At 70.2% G+C, this 16996-nt stretch carries 16 protein-coding genes; 5 read left to right on the top strand and 11 right to left on the bottom strand.

Annotated features, from left to right (window positions below):
* Window positions 1–91: 91 nt before the first annotated feature.
* The gene (locus RB628_RS35445) at window positions 92–463 is read right to left on the bottom strand and encodes a VOC family protein (protein ID WP_318324748.1); all 372 of its coding nucleotides are present in this window, start codon (window positions 461–463) and stop codon (window positions 92–94) included.
* Between the two features lie 3 nt (window positions 464–466).
* Window positions 467–1300 (bottom strand): trans-aconitate 2-methyltransferase, encoded by an 834-nt coding sequence (locus RB628_RS35440; protein WP_318324747.1) that lies wholly within the window; start codon window positions 1298–1300, stop codon window positions 467–469.
* Between the two features lie 173 nt (window positions 1301–1473).
* On the opposite strand from RB628_RS35440, the gene RB628_RS35435 reads away from it, so the two are divergent.
* Complete coding sequence (locus RB628_RS35435; RefSeq protein ID WP_318324746.1) at window positions 1474–1971, top strand: MarR family winged helix-turn-helix transcriptional regulator; 498 nt, start codon at window positions 1474–1476, stop codon at window positions 1969–1971.
* Between the two features lie 26 nt (window positions 1972–1997).
* Here the strand turns inward: RB628_RS35435 and RB628_RS35430 are convergent, their stop codons facing one another.
* Window positions 1998–2771 carry a response regulator transcription factor gene (locus RB628_RS35430; RefSeq protein WP_318324745.1) on the bottom strand — a complete coding sequence of 258 codons (774 nt, stop codon included), beginning with the start codon at window positions 2769–2771 and terminating at the stop codon, window positions 1998–2000.
* 309 nt (window positions 2772–3080) lie between these two features.
* Here RB628_RS35430 and RB628_RS35425 point away from each other — a divergent pair, with 309 nt between their 5' ends.
* Window positions 3081–3533, top strand: coding sequence for an N-acetyltransferase (locus tag RB628_RS35425; RefSeq protein ID WP_318324744.1), 453 nt, complete (start codon window positions 3081–3083; stop codon window positions 3531–3533).
* A 79-nt stretch (window positions 3534–3612) separates the two neighbouring features.
* Window positions 3613–4536: a sulfotransferase gene (locus tag RB628_RS35420; protein WP_318324743.1), complete on the top strand. Its 924-nt coding sequence runs from the start codon at window positions 3613–3615 to the stop codon at window positions 4534–4536.
* Window positions 4537–4981: 445 nt separating this feature from the next.
* Here RB628_RS35420 and RB628_RS35415 read toward each other — a convergent pair whose 3' ends face one another.
* Complete coding sequence (locus tag RB628_RS35415; protein ID WP_318324742.1) at window positions 4982–5401, bottom strand: SHOCT domain-containing protein; 420 nt, start codon at window positions 5399–5401, stop codon at window positions 4982–4984.
* Between the two features lie 363 nt (window positions 5402–5764).
* Here RB628_RS35415 and RB628_RS35410 point away from each other — a divergent pair, with 363 nt between their 5' ends.
* Window positions 5765–6034: a hypothetical protein gene (locus RB628_RS35410; protein ID WP_318324741.1), complete on the top strand. Its 270-nt coding sequence runs from the start codon at window positions 5765–5767 to the stop codon at window positions 6032–6034.
* 19 nt (window positions 6035–6053) lie between these two features.
* The gene (locus tag RB628_RS35405) at window positions 6054–6488 is read left to right on the top strand and encodes a hypothetical protein (RefSeq protein ID WP_412180774.1); all 435 of its coding nucleotides are present in this window, start codon (window positions 6054–6056) and stop codon (window positions 6486–6488) included.
* Window positions 6489–6623: 135 nt separating this feature from the next.
* Here RB628_RS35405 and galK read toward each other — a convergent pair whose 3' ends face one another.
* From galK to RB628_RS35370, 7 genes are all read right to left on the bottom strand, one after another.
* Window positions 6624–7796, bottom strand: a complete 1173-nt coding sequence (gene galK, locus RB628_RS35400) for a galactokinase (RefSeq protein ID WP_318324740.1) — start codon at window positions 7794–7796, stop codon at window positions 6624–6626.
* 37 nt (window positions 7797–7833) lie between these two features.
* Window positions 7834–8796, bottom strand: a complete 963-nt coding sequence (gene galE / locus RB628_RS35395) for a UDP-glucose 4-epimerase GalE (RefSeq protein WP_318324739.1) — start codon at window positions 8794–8796, stop codon at window positions 7834–7836.
* Entirely contained in the window at window positions 8796–9854 is a 1059-nt protein-coding gene (gene galT / locus RB628_RS35390; RefSeq protein ID WP_318324738.1) for a galactose-1-phosphate uridylyltransferase, read from the bottom strand. The genes galE and galT overlap by 1 nt, the downstream gene beginning before the upstream one ends.
* Before the next feature lie 201 nt (window positions 9855–10055).
* Entirely contained in the window at window positions 10056–10763 is a 708-nt protein-coding gene (locus RB628_RS35385; protein WP_318324737.1) for a response regulator transcription factor, read from the bottom strand.
* 262 nt (window positions 10764–11025) lie between these two features.
* Window positions 11026–12654, bottom strand: a complete 1629-nt coding sequence (locus RB628_RS35380; protein ID WP_318324736.1) for a PQQ-binding-like beta-propeller repeat protein — start codon at window positions 12652–12654, stop codon at window positions 11026–11028.
* Window positions 12655–12714: 60 nt separating this feature from the next.
* Entirely contained in the window at window positions 12715–14508 is a 1794-nt protein-coding gene (locus RB628_RS35375) for a PQQ-binding-like beta-propeller repeat protein (protein WP_318324735.1), read from the bottom strand.
* Window positions 14509–14814: 306 nt separating this feature from the next.
* Entirely contained in the window at window positions 14815–16626 is a 1812-nt protein-coding gene (locus RB628_RS35370; protein ID WP_318324734.1) for an ABC-F family ATP-binding cassette domain-containing protein, read from the bottom strand.
* Window positions 16627–16996 lie beyond the last annotated feature (370 nt).

Raw genomic sequence — 16996 nt, 5'->3', positions numbered from 1 at the left:
CGCCGCCCCGGCAACATGATCAACCCCCGAAGGACTTACGAACTCGACCACTAAGGAGGCAAAACACCTGGTGCCGCCTCTCCTCACCTGATCATCCGAACGAGTGATCGCGTTCCAGGAACTCCAGCCGGTTCCCCACCGGGTCGCAGGAGAAGAAGCGCCGGTGCCCCGGCAGGTCCCCGTCCCAGGTGACCGTCGCTCCACGGGCGGCGAGCAGTTCTGCGTAGGCGTCGATACCGACTACCCGCAGTCCCGGGTGGGCCTTCCTCGCCGCTCGGAAGTCCTCCTCGATCCCGAGATGCAGTTGCACCGGCCCCGCCTGGAACCAGCACCCGCCCCGCGCGGCCAGTGCCGGCGGCTTCGGGATCTCGGTCATGCCGAGGACGTCGACGTAGTACGCCCGCAGGGCATCCTCCGAGTCGGTCGGCGCGGCCAGCTGCACATGATCGACGGCGGCGATCACTGCTCAGCCCGCCTGCCGCGCCACGGCGAACAGCCGCTGGAAGGGCAGTACCGTGCCGTACGCCTCCGTCGGGTAGACGGCTCGCAGCAGGTCGCGGTACTCGGTGACGAACGCGTCCCGGGCCTCCGGGTCGTCCGCCAGGGCGGTCAGCACCGGTCGCAGGCCCGTCCCCTTGGCCCAGTCCAGTACCGGGTCCTCGCCCCGCAGGACGTGCAGATACGTCGTCTCCCACACGTCCGCCTCGCAGCCGAGCCGGGCCAGGCGGTCGAGGTAGACGGAGGGGGCGTGGACCGAGTCCTCGCGGCGCGGTACCTCGCCGAGGCGGTTCCTCCAGCGGGCCCCCGTAGCCAGTTCGCGCATCAGGGCGTGCAGGGGCGCGTCGAGGTTGTCGGGCACCTGGAAGGCGAAGGTCCCGCCGGGGGCGACCGCGTCCAGCCAGGCCGGGAAGGCGTCGAGGTGTCCCTCGACCCAGTGGAGGGCGGCGTTGGAGACGATCAGGTCGTACGTCTCCGGGGGCGCCCACTCCGAAACGTCCGCGCGGGCGAAGTCGAGACGGCCGCCGCCCGCCGTGGGGCCCGCGTGGCGCGCCGCCCGTTCCAGCATCGGCGCGGAGTTGTCGTACCCGGTGATGTGCGCGGTGGGCCAGCGGTCGGCGAGTACGGCGGTGACGTTGCCGGGGCCGCAGCCGAGGTCGGCGATGCGGGGTGGTCCCCCGGACGGTTCCGGGGGGAGGCCGGGGACGCGGGCGAGAAGGTCGGTGAAGGGGCGGGCGCGATGGCCGGCGTGGCGGAGGTACTGGGCGGGGTCCCAGGTGGGGGCGGGGGTGGTGGCAGGCATGTCGGGGCTCTCCTGTGGGTCGCGGTCATCGGCGTGGGTGTCGGTGGCCGTCTGCGGCTGCCGGTGGCCGTCCGTGGCCGTCTGTCGCTTCAGCCTGACCGAAGATATCTCTCGACGTCAAGAGACTTGATACCAAGAGACTTCACATCGACACAACCACTACACTGATCGCCATGGAGGACGAGGTCGATCGGCTGGTCGCTGCGTGGCGCCGGGAGCGCCCGGACCTCGACGTGGAACCACTCGAAGTGCTCAGCCGCGTCAGCAGGCTCGCCCGGCACCTGGACCGTGCGCGGCGGCTCGCCTTCGCCGAGCACAGCCTGGAGCCCTGGGAGTTCGACGTCCTGACCGCGCTGCGGCGCGCCGGAGACCCGTATCAGCTCTCCCCCGGGCAACTGCTCACCCAGACCCTGGTCACCTCCGGCACGATGACGAACCGTATCGACCGGCTGACGAAGAAGGGCCTGGTGGAGCGCCTCCCCGACCCCAGTGACCGGCGGGGAGTGCTGGTCCGGCTCACGGCGGAGGGCCAGGACAGGGCGGATCAGGCGCTGGCGGGCCTGCTGGACCAGGAACGCGCGATCCTGGCCGAGCTGTCGCGCGCCCAGCGGGGCGAACTCTCCGGGCTGCTGCGCCAGTTGACGGCGCCGTTCGACAACATCCCCGGCTGACCCGGCCGGCCACAGCAGTGGCGCGATCAGGCGCTGCTGCTCTCCTCCACCCCGATCCGCACACCCGCCGCCAGGTCGACGGGGCCCACCCCGGCCCGCCGGGCGAGTGCGACGGCGGCGAGGGTGGAGTGGACGCCGAGCTTGCCCAGCACGTTCTGCATATGGGTGCGCACGGTGTGCGGGGAGAGGAACAGCCGTTCCGCGACGGCCTTGCGTCCCAGGCCGGCGACCATGCACCGCAGCACCTCCCGCTCCCTGGGCGTCAGCGACTCCACGAGCCGCTCGCTCTCGGTGCGGTGCTTGCGGGCGGCGGTCAGCTCCCGCAGCACCCCGGTGAGCAGGGCGGGCGGCAGATGCGTCTCGTCCCGGAGCACGCCCCGGATGACGGTCAGCAGCCGGGACAGCGAGCAGTCCTTGGCCACCCATCCGCAGGCGCCCGCCTGCAGAGCGAGCGCGGCCCTGCGGGGATCGTCCTTCTCGGCGAGGACGACGATCCGTACATGCGGATGTCCCGAACGGACGCCCGCGACCAGCGAGATACCGTCGACCAGCCCTTCCTCGTTGCCCTCCTGCACGGGCACCGCCGAACGCGCCCCGGGCACATTGCCGCCCAGGTCGGAGTCGACGAGCAGGACGTCGAACCGGCGGCCCTCGGCCACCGCGCGCTCCAGACTGCGCAGCGCGGCGGGACCGCTGCCGGCGGCGGAGACGTCGACGTCGGGCTCCGCGGCCAGTGCGGCGGCGAGCGACTCGGCGAAGATGCGGTGGTCGTCGACGACCAGGACTCGGATGCGAACCACTGAAACCCCCTTCCCCGAGCTCCTGAAGAGCTGGGGACACCCAATCGTCGGGGGGACAACCCGTGCGGACACGACGCCCGGAGCAATCCCCGGCTGCTGGTTCTGGCCTGGGACGGGGCTGCCGCAGTCACTGGTGCACGACCGCCGCCGTGCGATGACTGCTACCCCCGCTCCGGGCGTCGTACCCGACTGTCTCGCCCCCTGATCAGCACCGGCCCCCACCGGTGCTGTTCATCAGGGTACGGCCGGGAGCCAGGAGCGGAAGGTAATTCGCAGAACTGATTGGCCAGCGCGTTTATGGTGTGCCGCATGTTTCGTATGGAGACAGAAGTCGACAAGGAATGGCTGTCCCTGCTCCGATCGCGGTTGCGGGACACGAACACGGCGGCATCGCCCGTCCTGCGCGCCCTGCGCGGAACCCCTGCCGAGCGCGAACTCCCGCTCCATGTATGGGTGTTGGACGAAGCGGGAGGACTGGCGGGCGGCCTGGTCGGCCACACCTGGACGACGTGGCTGCACGTGACGTACCTCTGGGTCGACACCCCGCACCGGGGCAGGGGCCTGGGCTCCCGCCTCCTCGCGGAAGCGGAGCGCACGGCACGGGAGGAGCGCGCGTGCGGCAACGTACGCCTGGAGACCTGGGACTTCCAGGCACCGGACTTCTACCGAAAGCAGGGATACGAGGTGGTGTGCGTGATCCCGGACTATCCGCCGGGGGTCACGGAGTACACGCTGACGAAGAGGCTGCTGCCAGGGGCTTGAGGGCGCTGACCACGGCCTTTACCCCCGTCTCAGGCAAGACAAAGGTAAGTCTCAGGTAAAAGTTCTAACATCCCGCCTCATGAGCATCCTGCGGAAGCTGAACTCCAAGCTCGCCGAGACGACCGGCTACCAGGTCCGCCGTGTCCCCGCGCCCAAGGCCGCCGCGGGCGACCGGCCCGGCACCCTCGACGCCGTGCCGAAGCCGCGTGCGCCGCGTCCGGCCCGGCCGCCGGCCGCGCCCCGGCACCCCGTGGACCCGGAGGTCGACCGTCTTCTCGACCGTCCGGTCTTCGTGCTGGCCCCCGTGCGCTCGGGCTCGACACTGCTGCGCATGATGCTGGGCGCGCACTCCGAGCTGCACGCCTCGCACGAGCTGCATCTGACCGGCCTGGAGGTGTACTTCAAGTCGGGCAGCCCCACGGAACGTTCCTTCGAGGCGCTCGGTCTCGGGTACGAGGATCTGGAGGGCCTGCTCTGGGACCGCGCCCTGCACCGGGAACTGGTCAAGTCGGGCAAGCCGTTCATCGTGGAGAAGACCCCGGGAAACACGTTCCAGTGGCAGCGCATCGCCGAGACCTGGCCCGACGCCCGCTTCGTCTTCCTGCGCCGCCACCCGGCCGCGGTCGCACGCTCCTGGCACGAGGCGGTGCCCGACCGCACCCGCGAGGAAGCGGCGACCCGGGTCCTGCAGTACATGGAGGCGATGGAGGAGGCCCACGCGAAACTGGGCGGCCACATCCTCACGTACGAGAACCTCACCGCCGACCCCGCCACCGAGCTCCGCGCCATCTGCCACTTCCTGGACCTGGACTGGCAGCCCGGGATGCTGGAGTACGGCAGCAGCCTGGAGAACGCGGTCCTCGGCGGCGGCTTCGGCGACTGGAACGACAAGATCCGCTCGGGGAAGGTCCAGCCGGACCGGCCCGCGCCGGCGCCCGAGGAGATACCTGAGGTGCTGCGGGAGATGTGCCGGACGTGGGGGTACTTGCAGGACGGGCGCTGAAGACCTTTCCCGCGGAACGGGCACCCACGCGCAGGCAGTGACCCCGGTGGCGTTCGCCGGCCGGGGTGCTCAGCCGGCCGGGCCACGGCGCGGCCCTTCGGGGCGACCGTGGTCCCCGCAGACGTGAGCGGGCAGTCCTTCGCCGGCCCGCAGAAGGAGGCCACCCGCGCGTTCACGCGGAACCGGCGGGGCCGCCGCAGCAGCGGACGAGCCGGCAGTCCCGCGGGGAGCGTCCAACGGGTGGATCCGGAGGACCCTCCCGCACGGCGTCTCGGCCGCGGCCCTCGCCGAGCGATCGATACGGCCGCCGGCGACAGAGGGCCGCGGTGACCATTCGTGACCTGCGCGAGGGCACACCCGTGCCCGAGACCCCGTGCGCCGCGGGCCGGGTCCCCCGGACGGACCGCGGGGATGATCCCGCCGCGCGTACGGTCCCGGCGCTTCGTCAGGACGTCAGGACCTTCTCCTTGGCGTGCTGGAACTCCGTCTCGGTGAGGTCGCCCCTGCTCCTGAGCTCGGAGAGCTTGGCCAGTTCGTCCGCGTGGCCCCCGGTGCCCGTACCTCCGGCGGTCTGCCGGATGTACGCGTCGAGCGACTGCTGCCGTGCCCTGGCGGCCCGCTGCTCACGCTTGCCCATGTCACGGCCCCGGGCGATCAGGTACACGAAGATCCCGAGGAACGGCGTGATGATCACGAAGAAGGTCCACCCCGTCTTTCCCCAGCCACTGAGCGAGTCGTCGACGAAGACGTCGCCGATGACGCGGAACAGCAGGATGATCCACAGGATCCACAGGAAGATCCACATCATCGTCCAGAACGCGCCCAGCAGCGGATAGTCGTATGCCAGATACAGGTTGTCGCTCATAGTCGTCCTCCTGCCTTTCCGCGCCTCGCGGCGCGACGGTCGTGTCCGGCCCTCCGCAGTCCCTGTGCGCTCCGAGCGGGGACCCGGCCGGTGCGTACGACGTCGACGAGGGCCTGGTGGTCGCGTTCAGCACGCCGCCCTGTGGAGAACCTGCCCCGAACCGTGCCCCCAGCCCTTTTCCACCGTTCCACACCCCGCACCCGCGGGCATCCCGGCCGACGGCGTTCCCCGCGGCGGGACGGCCCCTTGACGGGACGGGGACAGGAGAACTGCCGTGGCGCGCGGGCTGCCGTCTCCGCTGTGGCGAGCCGCGGGCCGGAGGAGGACGCTGAATGCGGGGGCACTGTGATCGAGGGATATCTCATGGCCCGAACCAGCACAGACCAGCAGTCGCGCACACCGTTCCTCTCCCGCCCTGGTGTCCGCCGCCTCATACCGTTCGTTCTGATCACCGCGCTCGCGCTGGTCTTCATCTTCCAGAACCGCACCGACACCAGGATCCGCCTTCTCGTCCCGGAGGTGACCATGCCGCTGTGGGGTGCCCTGCTGATCGCCTGGGCCCTCGGCGTGATCGCCTGCGTCCTCGCCGGGCATCGACGCCGTGACCGACGTACCCGACGAACGAGGGCTTGACCACGGAAAGGAGCCGGCCATGGCCAGTCACGCGAGCAGGGCCCACTCGGGTGGGGCGGTGCGGAGTTCCGCGCGCACGGGGATCGGCAGCGGCTGGGTGGTGTTCGCCGCCGTCCTGATGATCTTCGGTGGACTGATGACGCTCTTCGCGGGCATCGCCGCCATCGCCGACGACGACGTGTTCGTCACCACCCGCAACTACGTGTTCGAGTTCGATCTCACCGGATGGGGCTGGATCCATCTGGTCATGGGCGTCGTCATCACTCTCGCCGGTGCCGCTCTGTTCCAGGGCGCCACCTGGGCCAGGGTCGTCGGCGTGGGGCTGGCCGGTCTGGCCATGCTCGCGAACTTCCTCTGGCTTCCCTACGCCCCGTTCTGGGCAATCGTGCTGATCGCGATCAACACTGTGGTGATCTGGGCGTTGTGCACGGCTCCAAGTCCGTCAGAACGCTAAAGCTCCGGACACCGGATCCGGAGCGGTCACGGCGTTCTGCACGCGGGCACCCGCAGGACGGTCCGTGACCCGCCACGAGGCCGACCGGTCGGCGGACCGATCTCTTCCGAGGACGGTCCGTACCGGTCGGCGGCGTCACCCGACCCGCCGGGCCCCCGCCGAAGGCACCGCCGCGAACACCCGGGGCGGGACGAACCCGGCGGCGGCGAACGCCTCCTCCACCGCCTTGCCGACCCGTTCCGCGTCCTCCGCCTCCACCAGCACGATGGCCGAGCCGCCGAAGCCGCCACCCGTCATCCGGGCGCCCAGGGCGCCGGCCTCGACCGCGGCCTCGACGACCAGGTCCAGTTCCGGGCAGGAGACCTGGAAGTCGTCGCGGAGGGAGGCGTGGCCCTCGGTCAGGACCGGGCCGATGGCGCGGGTGTCGCCGCCCGACTTCAGAAGGGTGACCACCCGCTCGACCCGGTGGTCCTCCGTCACCACGTGGCGTACCAGGCGCCGCACCTCGTCGTCGGCGCCCGCGTCGGCCAGCCCGGCCAGCGCCGCGCCGAGGTTCTCGTACGCCACGTCCCGCAGCGCGTCCACGTCCAGCAGTTCCGCGCCCCGTTCGCAGCCCGCCCTGCGTTTGCCGTACTCGCCCTCGCTGTGGGAGTGCTTGACCTGGGTGTCCACCACGAGCAGGCGCATGCCCTCGGCCGCCAGGTCGAAGGGGATCTGCTGCTGCGAGAGGTCCCTGGTGTCCAGGAACAGGGCGTGGCCCTGCTCGCAGCACGCCGACGCCGTCTGGTCCATGATGCCGGTCGGGGCGCCCACGTACACGTTCTCCGCGCGCTGGCACAGGCGGGCCAACTGCCAGCGTTCCAGGCCCAGTTCGTACAGGTCGTTCAGGGCCAGGGCGACCACGACCTCCAGCGCCGCCGACGACGACAGGCCCGCGCCCGTCGGTACCGTCGAGGTGAGGTGGATGTCCGCGCCGGCCGACACCGCCGTGTGGCCCGCGTCCCGCAGCGCCCAGACCACGCCCGCCGGGTACGCCGTCCAGTTCTTGTCCGACTCGGGGGTCAGGGCGTCGATGCCCAGCTCGACCACCCCGCCCTCCACGTCCGACGAGTGCAGGCGCAGAACGCCGTCCGTGCGGCGGGAGACCGCTGCCACCGCCGTGTGCGGCAGGGCGAAGGGCATGACGAAGCCGTCGTTGTAGTCGGTGTGCTCGCCGATCAGGTTGACCCGGCCCGGCGCCGCCCACACTCCCTCCGGCGCAGACCCGTACAACCCCTCGAACGCTTCGGCGACATCCACTGTCGTCATGCCCTCTACCTCTGACCTTTCGTATGTTCCGGGCCTGCTACTTGCTGTGCCGCTGCGCGAACTCCCACGCGTCCGCGACGATTTCCGCCAGGTCGGAACGGGTCGGGTTCCAGCCGAGGCGGGTCCGGGCCCGCTCCGCGGAGGCGACCAGGACCGCCGGGTCGCCGCCCCGGCGCGGGGCCACGACCTCCGGGATCGGGTGTCCGGTGACCCGGCGCACCGTCTCGATCACCTCGCGGACGGAGAAGCCCTCGCCGTTGCCGAGGTTGCAGATGAGGTGTTCGCCCGCTGCCGCGGCCTTGAGGGCCAGCAGGTGGGCGTCCGCCAGGTCGGCGACGTGGATGTAGTCCCGTACGCAGGTGCCGTCCGCTGTCGGGTAGTCCTCGCCGTAGACCGAGATCGCGTCCCGCCTGCCCTGGGCGACCTGGAGGACGAGGGGGATCAGGTGGGACTCGGGGTCGTGGCGCTCGCCCTGGGTGGCGTAGGCGCCCGCCACGTTGAAGTAGCGGAGCGAGACCGCCGCGAGGCCGTGGGCCGTCGCCTCGCTCGTGATCATGTGGTCGACGGCCAGCTTCGAGGCCCCGTAGGGGTTCGTCGGGGACGTGCGGTCCGTCTCGACGATCGGGGTCGTCTCCGGCTCGCCGTACGTCGCCGCCGTGGACGAGAAGACCAGCTTGCGTACGCCCGCCTCGCGCATCGCCGCGAGCAGCGCCATCGAGCCGCCGACGTTGTTGTCCCAGTACTTCTCGGGCTTGACGACCGACTCGCCGACCTGGGAGGAGGCCGCGAAGTGGAGGACCCCGTCGAACGAGGAGTCCAGCCACTTGGCCGCGTCCTTGATGTCGCCCTCCACGAACGTGGCACCTGCCGGGACGCCCTCCCGGAAGCCCGTCGAGAGGTTGTCGAGGACGACGACCTCGTGGCCGGCCTCCAGCAGGTGCTGGGCGACCACCCCGCCGACATAGCCCGCACCGCCGGTGACCAGGTACTTACCGCTCATCAACTCGCTACCTCTCGCAGTCGCTGGGCCGCGGATTCCGGCTGGATGTCGTTGATGAACACGCTCATCCCCGACTCGGAGCCCGCGAGGAACTTCAGCTTGCCGGAAGTACGGCGAATGGTGAAAAGCTCGAGGTGGAGCGCGAAGTCGTCGCGGTTGACTCCCTCGAACTCCTCCAGCGTGCCGAACGGCGCCTGGTGCCAGGCCGCGATGTACGGCGTCGAGGGTTCCCCTTCACCGAAGATCCGGTCGAAGCGCCTCAAGAGTTCCAGGTAGACCTGGGGGAACTCTGTGCGGGCGTCCTCGTCGAGCCCCAGCAGGTCCGGCACCCGGCGGCGCGGGTACAGGTGCACCTCGTAGGGCCAGTGGGCGGCGTACGGCACGAAGGCGGCCCAGTGGTCGGTGGCCAGCACGAGCCGCTCGCCCGCGAGTTCCTCCTCCAGGATCTCGTCGAAGAGGTTGCCGCCGCCCGTCGCCTCCTTGTGCGCGGCCACCGAGCGGAGCATCAGGGCCGTACGCGGAGTGGTGAAGGGATACGCGTAGATCTGGCCGTGGGGATGGCCGAGGGTGACGCCGATCTCGGCGCCGCGGTTCTCGAAGCAGAACACCTGCTCGACGGAGGGGAGGTGCGACAGCTCCGACGTCCGGTCGGTCCATGCCTCCAGGACCAGCCGCGTCTGCTCCTCCGTGAGGTCGGCGAAGGACGCGTTGTGGTCGGAGGTGAAGCAGACCACCTCGCAGCGCCCGGCATCGCCGGCCAGGGAGGGGAAACGGTTCTCGAAGACGGCGACGTCGTACGACGAGTCCGGGATCTCGCTCAGCCGGTCACCCTCGGAGGGGCACAGCGGGCATTCGTCGGCCGGGGGGTGGTATGTGCGGCCCTGGCGGTGCGAGGCGATCGCCACCGCGTCGCCGAGCAGCGGGTCCCGGCGCACCTGTGACGTGGTGACCGTGCGCTCCAGGGGGCGCCGGTCCACCGCGTCGCGCACCGCGTCGTCGCGCAGGTCGTAGTAGATGAGCTCACGACCGTCGGCGAGCCTCGTCGAGGTCTTCTTCACGCCGGACTCTCCATCCACACCAGAACCGGCCAGAACCAGCCAGTACAAGCCAAGACACGCTTCAAACAGAACCGAACACATCAAATCATAAATCCACAACCATAGGAATCCCCGGGCGAGCCGTGAAACGCCAGCGGAGCCGGAGTTCACGGGAACTCCGGCTCCGCAGTCTCGGGCAGAAAGGCAAACGTCGGTGTCCGGTCAGAAGTCCGGTCCCGGAGGCGAGTGCGGAGGATGCTGCCGCACCGGACCCGCCCGGTCCAGCAGCCCCGTACGGGCCGCCAGCGCCGCCGCCTCCAGCCTGGACCCCACCCCCAGTTTCATCAGCACCCGCTGCACATGCGTACGGGCCGTACTGGGCGCGATCCCCATGCCGGCCGCGATCAGCCGGGTGTCCTCGCCGTCGGCGACCCGGACCAGGACCTCGACCTCCCTCGGCGTGAGCATCTGAAGGAGACGCTGGCCCTCGTCGTCGGGCTGGGCGACGGGGTTGAGGAGTTCGCTGAACGCTCCCTGGAGCAGCTGCGGAGCGACCGCCGCCTCGCCCGCCCTCGCCTTCATAATGGCGCGTTCGACGCCTTCTATGCGCTCGTCGTGACGTACGTACCCGGAAGCCCCCGCGGCGAAGGCGGCGGCGATACCGCGCGGGCTGGGCACCGGACCCAGCACCAGGACCGCCACCTGCGGACGCTCGCGCTTGATCCGCACCACCGGGTCGAACATGCCCGGCTCGGCCGGTGTCGCCGTGCCCAGCAGGCACACCTCCGGCGCACGCGTGATCACCAGTTCCGCCGCGCCCGCGGCGGGCGCCGCCGCGGCGAGCACCCGGTGCCCCCGCAGTTTCAACGCCGAGGCAAGCGCCTCGGCGAGCAGTCGGTGGTCGTCGACCACCATCAGCCGAACTCCCATCGAGCCACCCCCCAGTCCCCCCAATGGCTGTCCCTTCTGGATGCCCATTGGTCCCCACGGACGGGAGCCCCCCGGCTCCCCCCGCTTCTCATGCCCCCGGAAGCTACACGCTTGTTCGACGTTGCGCTTCCCCTACTGGAGAGAAGTGCCCCGGATCGCCGAAAATCCTCTCATTCGAGGGTGATGAGTAGTACGTGCACGGCCCCGCCCCTGAGCAGGGACGGGGCCGTACATTCGCGCAGCCCGGAAGGGCGATACGGGCTCAGTTCGTGCTGTACGCGATCGCCAGGTACCTCGTCTCCTGTGCGGCGGAGGGCTTGCGGGCGTAGACCTGGGCCATGTAGAGGCGGCCGTCGGCATAGATGATCTCGGCGAAATCGGGCTGCATGCTGAACTCGACATCGCGCACCGCCTTCGTCGCCGGGTTCTCCATCAGCTTCGTCTGTGCGAAGGAGTTGCCGTCGATGCTGACGACCTGGCCGCCCTTGTCGTAGGGCGGGCGCTTGTACGCGATCACGTTGCCGCCGTCCATGCGCAGCGGGGAGATCGTGTAGCCGTCGCCGGCATCCGCGCGCTGCCCGTTCTGCTTGCCGGTGGCGAGGTCGAAGGCGACGATCTCGTTGGTCCTGCTGTACTCGCCGGTGCCGTCGTGGCTCTCGGTCGGGAGGTACAGCCTGTCGTTGCCGACGGCCAGCTTGGTGCAGTACTCGGTCCTGGTGATGCCCTCGCACTCGGCCGCGTACTTGTCGCCGGGCGCCGAGATCTTCGTACGCAGCTGTCCGGTCTTGTTGTCGATGGAGAAGAAGTCCGAGATGCCGCTGCCGTCGCCGGCGGAGCGGTTGACGTCGGCGGCCACGACCAGCGGGTTCGTCGACACGATGCTGGCGTCCTCGATGCCCTTGGCCATCGCGTAGTCGGAGAGCACCTTGCCGGAGACCGGGTCGATGGTCTGGATGCTCAGCTTCCGGGCGCCGTACGTGCCGCACTTGCGCACCGCGACCAGTTTCTCGCCGCCGCCGTAGCCCGCGTCGTAGCAGGTGTCGGCCCGCTTCGGGGCCCACAGGGACTTGCCGGTGATGTCGAACGCGGCGCCGCCGTTGGTGCTGCCCACGGCGACCGTGCTCGCGCTGATCGTCACGTTGTTGAGGCTGATCAACTGGTCGCCGGACTTGACCGTCCTTGTCCACAGCTTCTTGCCCGCGTCGAGGTCGATCGCCGCGACCTGGCTGCAGCCGTGGGAGGGCTTGTCCTTGGTCGGCATGGCGGGTTCGTACACGATCGCCGTCTGGTGGCCGGCGGTGGTGTGGCGGCTGGCCTCGCACACCGGGCCGGGCAGCGGGACCGTCCAGAGCTTGGTGCCCTTGACGGGGTCGTACCCGACGATCTCGGCGCGGCCGCTCTTGGCGTACACCGTGTCGGTGAGCCAGGACCCGACGACGGTGGCGCTGTTCTCGTCGGCGCCGATGACGGGCTCGGGGACCTGGAAGAGGACCTTGGAGGCGGTGTCGGCGGGTGCCTTCTCCGCGCTTCCGCCGGTATCGCCGGTGCCGCCGGTACCGCCCGTCGTCTCCGAGGAGTTGTTCTTGTCGCTCGCCTTGTCGTCGGCCGAAACGTCCTTGGAGGAGGAGTACCAGACACCGCCGCCGATGATCAGCGCGATCGCGGCGACGGCGGAGACGATGATGACCGCCTGTGCGTTCAACTTCCGCCTGGGGGCGGATGGCTGGGCCGGGTAGGCGGGCTGCGGCTGCTGCGGATAGCCGTAACCGGGACCGTACGGGGGCTGGGGCGGGGGCTGCTGGGCGTACGGGTTCGGGCCCTGGGGATAGCCGTAGCCCGGAGGCGGCGACGGAGGCTGGTTGGGCGGGGGCGGGGGCGGCGGCTGGGTCATGACGTGGGTACCTCAAGAGCGGAGAGAGGGGAGAGAGGAGAGAGCGAGGGAGAGTGCGTCCTACTTGCCGTAGGCGAGCATCAGCTTCTCCTTCAGTTCGTCCCTGCCGCTCAGCCGGGTGCTGGAGAGGTAGAAGCGGCCGTCGGCCCAGTCGTACGCCTTGGAGTAGAAACTGTTCTCGACGTCGGCGGCGGACGCCGGGTTCTTCAGCAGCGTCGTCGGGGTGTGGCTGCTGCCGGTGACGGGGATCGACACGACCTGGCCGCCGGCGTCGTACGACGGCTCGACGTAGGCGATGAGCCGGCCGCCCTCGACCTTCAGCGGCAGCATGGACTCGTCGGCGGGGGACTTGACCCGCCACTTCTCCTTACCGGTGGCCAGGTTGAGCGCGACGATCTCGTTGGCGCCGGTTGTGGCCTCGGTCGGCAGATAGAGGGTCTCGGCGTCGTTGGCGACGCCCTGGCAGCCCTGGAGGTCGCGTTCGAGAATCGCCCAGCCGCACACGGGTGCGAAGGACTCGTCGACAGAGACCTCGGAACGGAAGTTGCCGTCGGCCTTGAGCGTGGAGATGTTCCACGACTTCTTGTCCTTGTCGGTGAGGTACAGGACGACAGGATCGACGGAGTACGTACGCCCGACCCTCCAGCCCTTCGGAATCGGCCGGGTCCACCTGGCCGCTCCGGTCTTCGGGTCCAGCTCCTGCACCTCGTCGTGCTCGGTGGAGGTGGCGGCCCCGCAGGACGACACGACGATCAGCCTGGCGCCGCCCGCGAAGCCGGCGGGGAAGCAGGCGGCCCCGTACTTCACCTTGTCGAACAGCTTGGCGCCGGTGTTCAGGTCGTACGCCGTGCCGGACTGCGAGCGCCCGACCATCAGCGTCTCCTTGGTGATCGTCAGCTCGAGGCTGAGCGAGCTGTCGAACAGCCCCCCGTCGGCGACCTCACCGACCCAGCCCTTGGCACCCGTGTTCAGGTCGAGCAGCTGGAGCTGGTTGCACTTGGCCCGATCGCTGGCGCCGTTCATATAGGCGACCACGATCTTGTCGTCGGCAGACTTCTGCGGAGTGACGGCACAGATCTTCTGCGGGAAGGCGATCGGCCCCCAGGCCGTGTTCCCGTCCCCGACACGGAACGCGAACACCTCCTTGTACGCCGCTTTCACGGCCACCTTGTCGGTGATCCACATGCCGCCGGCCTCGGCACCGGAGGCGGGCGCGTCCGGCGCGTCCTTGGACCAGAGCACCTTCGCCTCGTCGGCCTGGCGCCCCTCGTTGAGGTTGTCGGGATCGGCGCCGGCGACACCGCCGCCACCGTCGTCGCCGTCGTCGCCGCTGTCGTCGCCGGAGTCGGCGGGGTCGGAGGGGGAAGCGGAGAGTTCGGGGCCGCCCGCCGCGGGCTTCTTGTCGTCGCCGTCACCGCCGGCGGTCACGGCGAACACCGTGCCCCCGATGACGAGCAGCGCGGCGACGGCCGCCCCGATCGTCAGCGCGGGGCGCCCCTTGAAGGGGTTGCGGGCACCTCCGCCCGGCGGGGGCGGGGGTACAGGGGCGCCCGGGAAATGCGGGGGCTGCTGGCCGGGGTAGCCGTATCCGGGCGCGGCCGCCCCGTACGCCGGGGGCTGTTGGGCGTAGGGACCGGGCTGGGCGCCGTACGGGCCCGGCTGGGCGTAGGGGCCGGGCTGCTGCGGGTATCCGTACCCCGGCTGGGGAGGGGCCGGTGGCAGGGGCGGCGCACCCTGCGGGGGCGGCGGAGCCCCGTACGGCACTGCCTGCGGAGCACCCTGCGGTGTCTCCGGCGGCGGTCCGAAGCCGCCCTGGGACGGCTCCTGCGGTGGTTGGCTGGGCGGCTGGGTCATCAGCACGTTCCCCCTTCAGCTGATTTTTAGCCACACCCTGAGGTGCGCAACGGTGCGCGGACGCACTCGGAAAGGCATCCGGAAACACACTCAGGGAGTTCTCAGAGGGCTCTTTCTACCACTCCGCGGCTGTCCCGTACTGGGCTGCATCCCCCCCTGCCCACCTCTGTTCCCAAGGGCGAACCGGCCCGTGACACCGCCGTTATGCGCGTTCACGTGCTCTTCACGCCATGTCTGCGAGCTTCACGCCTCTCCCGCGCACGGCTGCGCCTCGTCCGCGTACGGCTGTTCCTCGCCCGCGTTCGGCTATGCCTCGTCCGCGAGTTCCAGCCACCGCAGTTCCAAGTCGTCGCGTTCGCCGGAGAGTTCGCGCAGTTCCGTGTCGAGCTTGGCGACCTTCTCGAAGTCGGTGGCGTTGTCGGCGATCTGGGTGTGCAGCTTGTTCTCGCGCTCGGAGAGCTTGTCCAGCTGCCGCTCGATCTTCTGCAGCTCCTTCTTGGCGGCACGGACACCGGCGGCGCTCTTCTCGGTGACGGCCTTGCCTGCGGCGGGGGCGGCCTGGATCGCGGCCGCGGCAGCCTCCTCCATCCGCCGGCGCCGCTCCAGGTACTCGTCGATGCCGCGCGGCAGCATACGGAGGGTGGCGTCGCCGAGGAGGGCGAAGACACGGTCGGTGGTCCGCTCGACGAAGAAGCGGTCGTGGGAGATGACGACCATGGAGCCGGGCCAGCCGTCGAGCAGGTCTTCGAGCTGGGTGAGGGTCTCGATGTCGAGGTCGTTGGTGGGCTCGTCGAGGAAGAGGACGTTGGGCTCGTCCATGAGAAGCCGCAGAATCTGGAGCCTGCGCCGCTCACCACCGCTCAGGTCCCCCACCGGGGTCCACTGCTTCTCCTTGCCGAACCCGAACGTCTCGCACAGCTGTCCGGCGGTCAGCTCGCGCCCCTTGCCGAGGTCGACCCGGTCGCGGATCTGCTGGACGGCCTCCAGCACGCGCAGGTGCGGGTCGAGTTCGGCGACCTCCTGGGAGAGATAGGCGAGCTTGACGGTCTTCCCGACGGCGACCCGCCCGGCGGCGGGCTGCTTCTCGCCGTCGCTGCGGGCGGCCTCGGCCATGGCACGGAGAAGGGAGGTCTTGCCGGCGCCGTTCACCCCGACGAGCCCGATGCGGTCACCGGGGCCGAGCTGCCAGGTGAGGTGCTTGAGGAGCACCTTGGGCCCGGCCTGAACGGTCACGTCTTCAAGATCGAACACGGTCTTGCCCAGCCGGGTCGAGGCGAACTTCATGAGCTCGCTGCTGTCCCGGGGCGGCGGTACGTCGGCGATCAGCTCGTTGGCGGCCTCGACGCGGAAGCGCGGCTTGGAGGTACGGGCGGGCGCCCCGCGCCGCAGCCAGGCCAGCTCCTTGCGGACGAGGTTCTGCCGCTTGACCTCCTCGGTGGCGGCGATGCGCTCACGCTCGGCGCGGGCGAAGACGTAGTCGGAATACCCACCCTCGTACTCGTACACATCGCCCTTCTGCACGTCCCACATGCGGGTGCAGACCTGGTCGAGGAACCAGCGGTCGTGGGTGACGCAGACGAGCGCGGAGCGGCGCTCGCGCAGATGCCGGGCGAGCCAGGAGATGCCCTCGACGTCGAGGTGGTTGGTGGGCTCGTCGAGAACGATCAGATCGGGCTCGTCGATGAGCAGCTTGGCGAGCGCGATCCGACGCCGCTCACCACCGGAGAGCGGCCCGATGACGGTGTCGAGGCCCTGCGGGAACCCGGGCAGGTCGAGCCCGCCGAAGAGCCCGGTGAGGACGTCCCTGACCTTGGAGTTTCCGGCCCATTCGTGGTCCGCCATGTCCCGGATGACCTCGTGGCGGACGGTGGCGGTGGGGTCGAGGGAGTCGTGCTGGGTGAGCACGCCGAGACGCAGGCCGCCGGAGTGGGTGACACGTCCGGTGTCGGCCTCCTCCAGCTTGGCGAGCATCCGGATGAGGGTGGTCTTACCGTCGCCGTTACGACCCACGACCCCGATCCGGTCCCCCTCGGACACCCCGAGCGAGATCCCGTCGAGCAGGGCACGGGTCCCGTACACCTTGCTGACGTTCTCGACATTGACGAGGTTGACGGCCATTTTTCTCCTGACGCGGGGGTGGATCGACCTTCCAGGATAGTGGGCGGGGCGGGTGGGGTTGGCGGGCAGCTTCCCTGGGCCGTGAAGCGGCATGGCCGCCATTGCCGAGGACCTCTGGCGGGGCCTGCCAGACCGAGGGTGGAGGGTCAGCACGCTTTGACACCGCGGATCAGCCGCATCCGGCGGTGCCCGCCGTCCCGCCCTGTCCCGCGGATGGGGTCGTGTCCCGCTTCGTGGTGCAAGCGACCTTGCTCGACGCGTTCCGGTAAACCGCGCGTCGGCCACCTCATGGGACACGGCTCCCGGGTCTCGCGACGGCTGACCGGCCGTCAGCGCCATGCGCGGCCCCGAACCGCGCCGATGCGGCGAT

Origin of the sequence: Streptomyces sp. ADMS (assembly GCF_033441795.1) — a bacterium.
Taxonomy (GTDB): domain Bacteria; phylum Actinomycetota; class Actinomycetes; order Streptomycetales; family Streptomycetaceae; genus Streptomyces.
The sequence above is the reverse complement of the archived record's forward strand: the minus strand, read 5'-3'. Positions and strand labels throughout refer to the sequence as shown.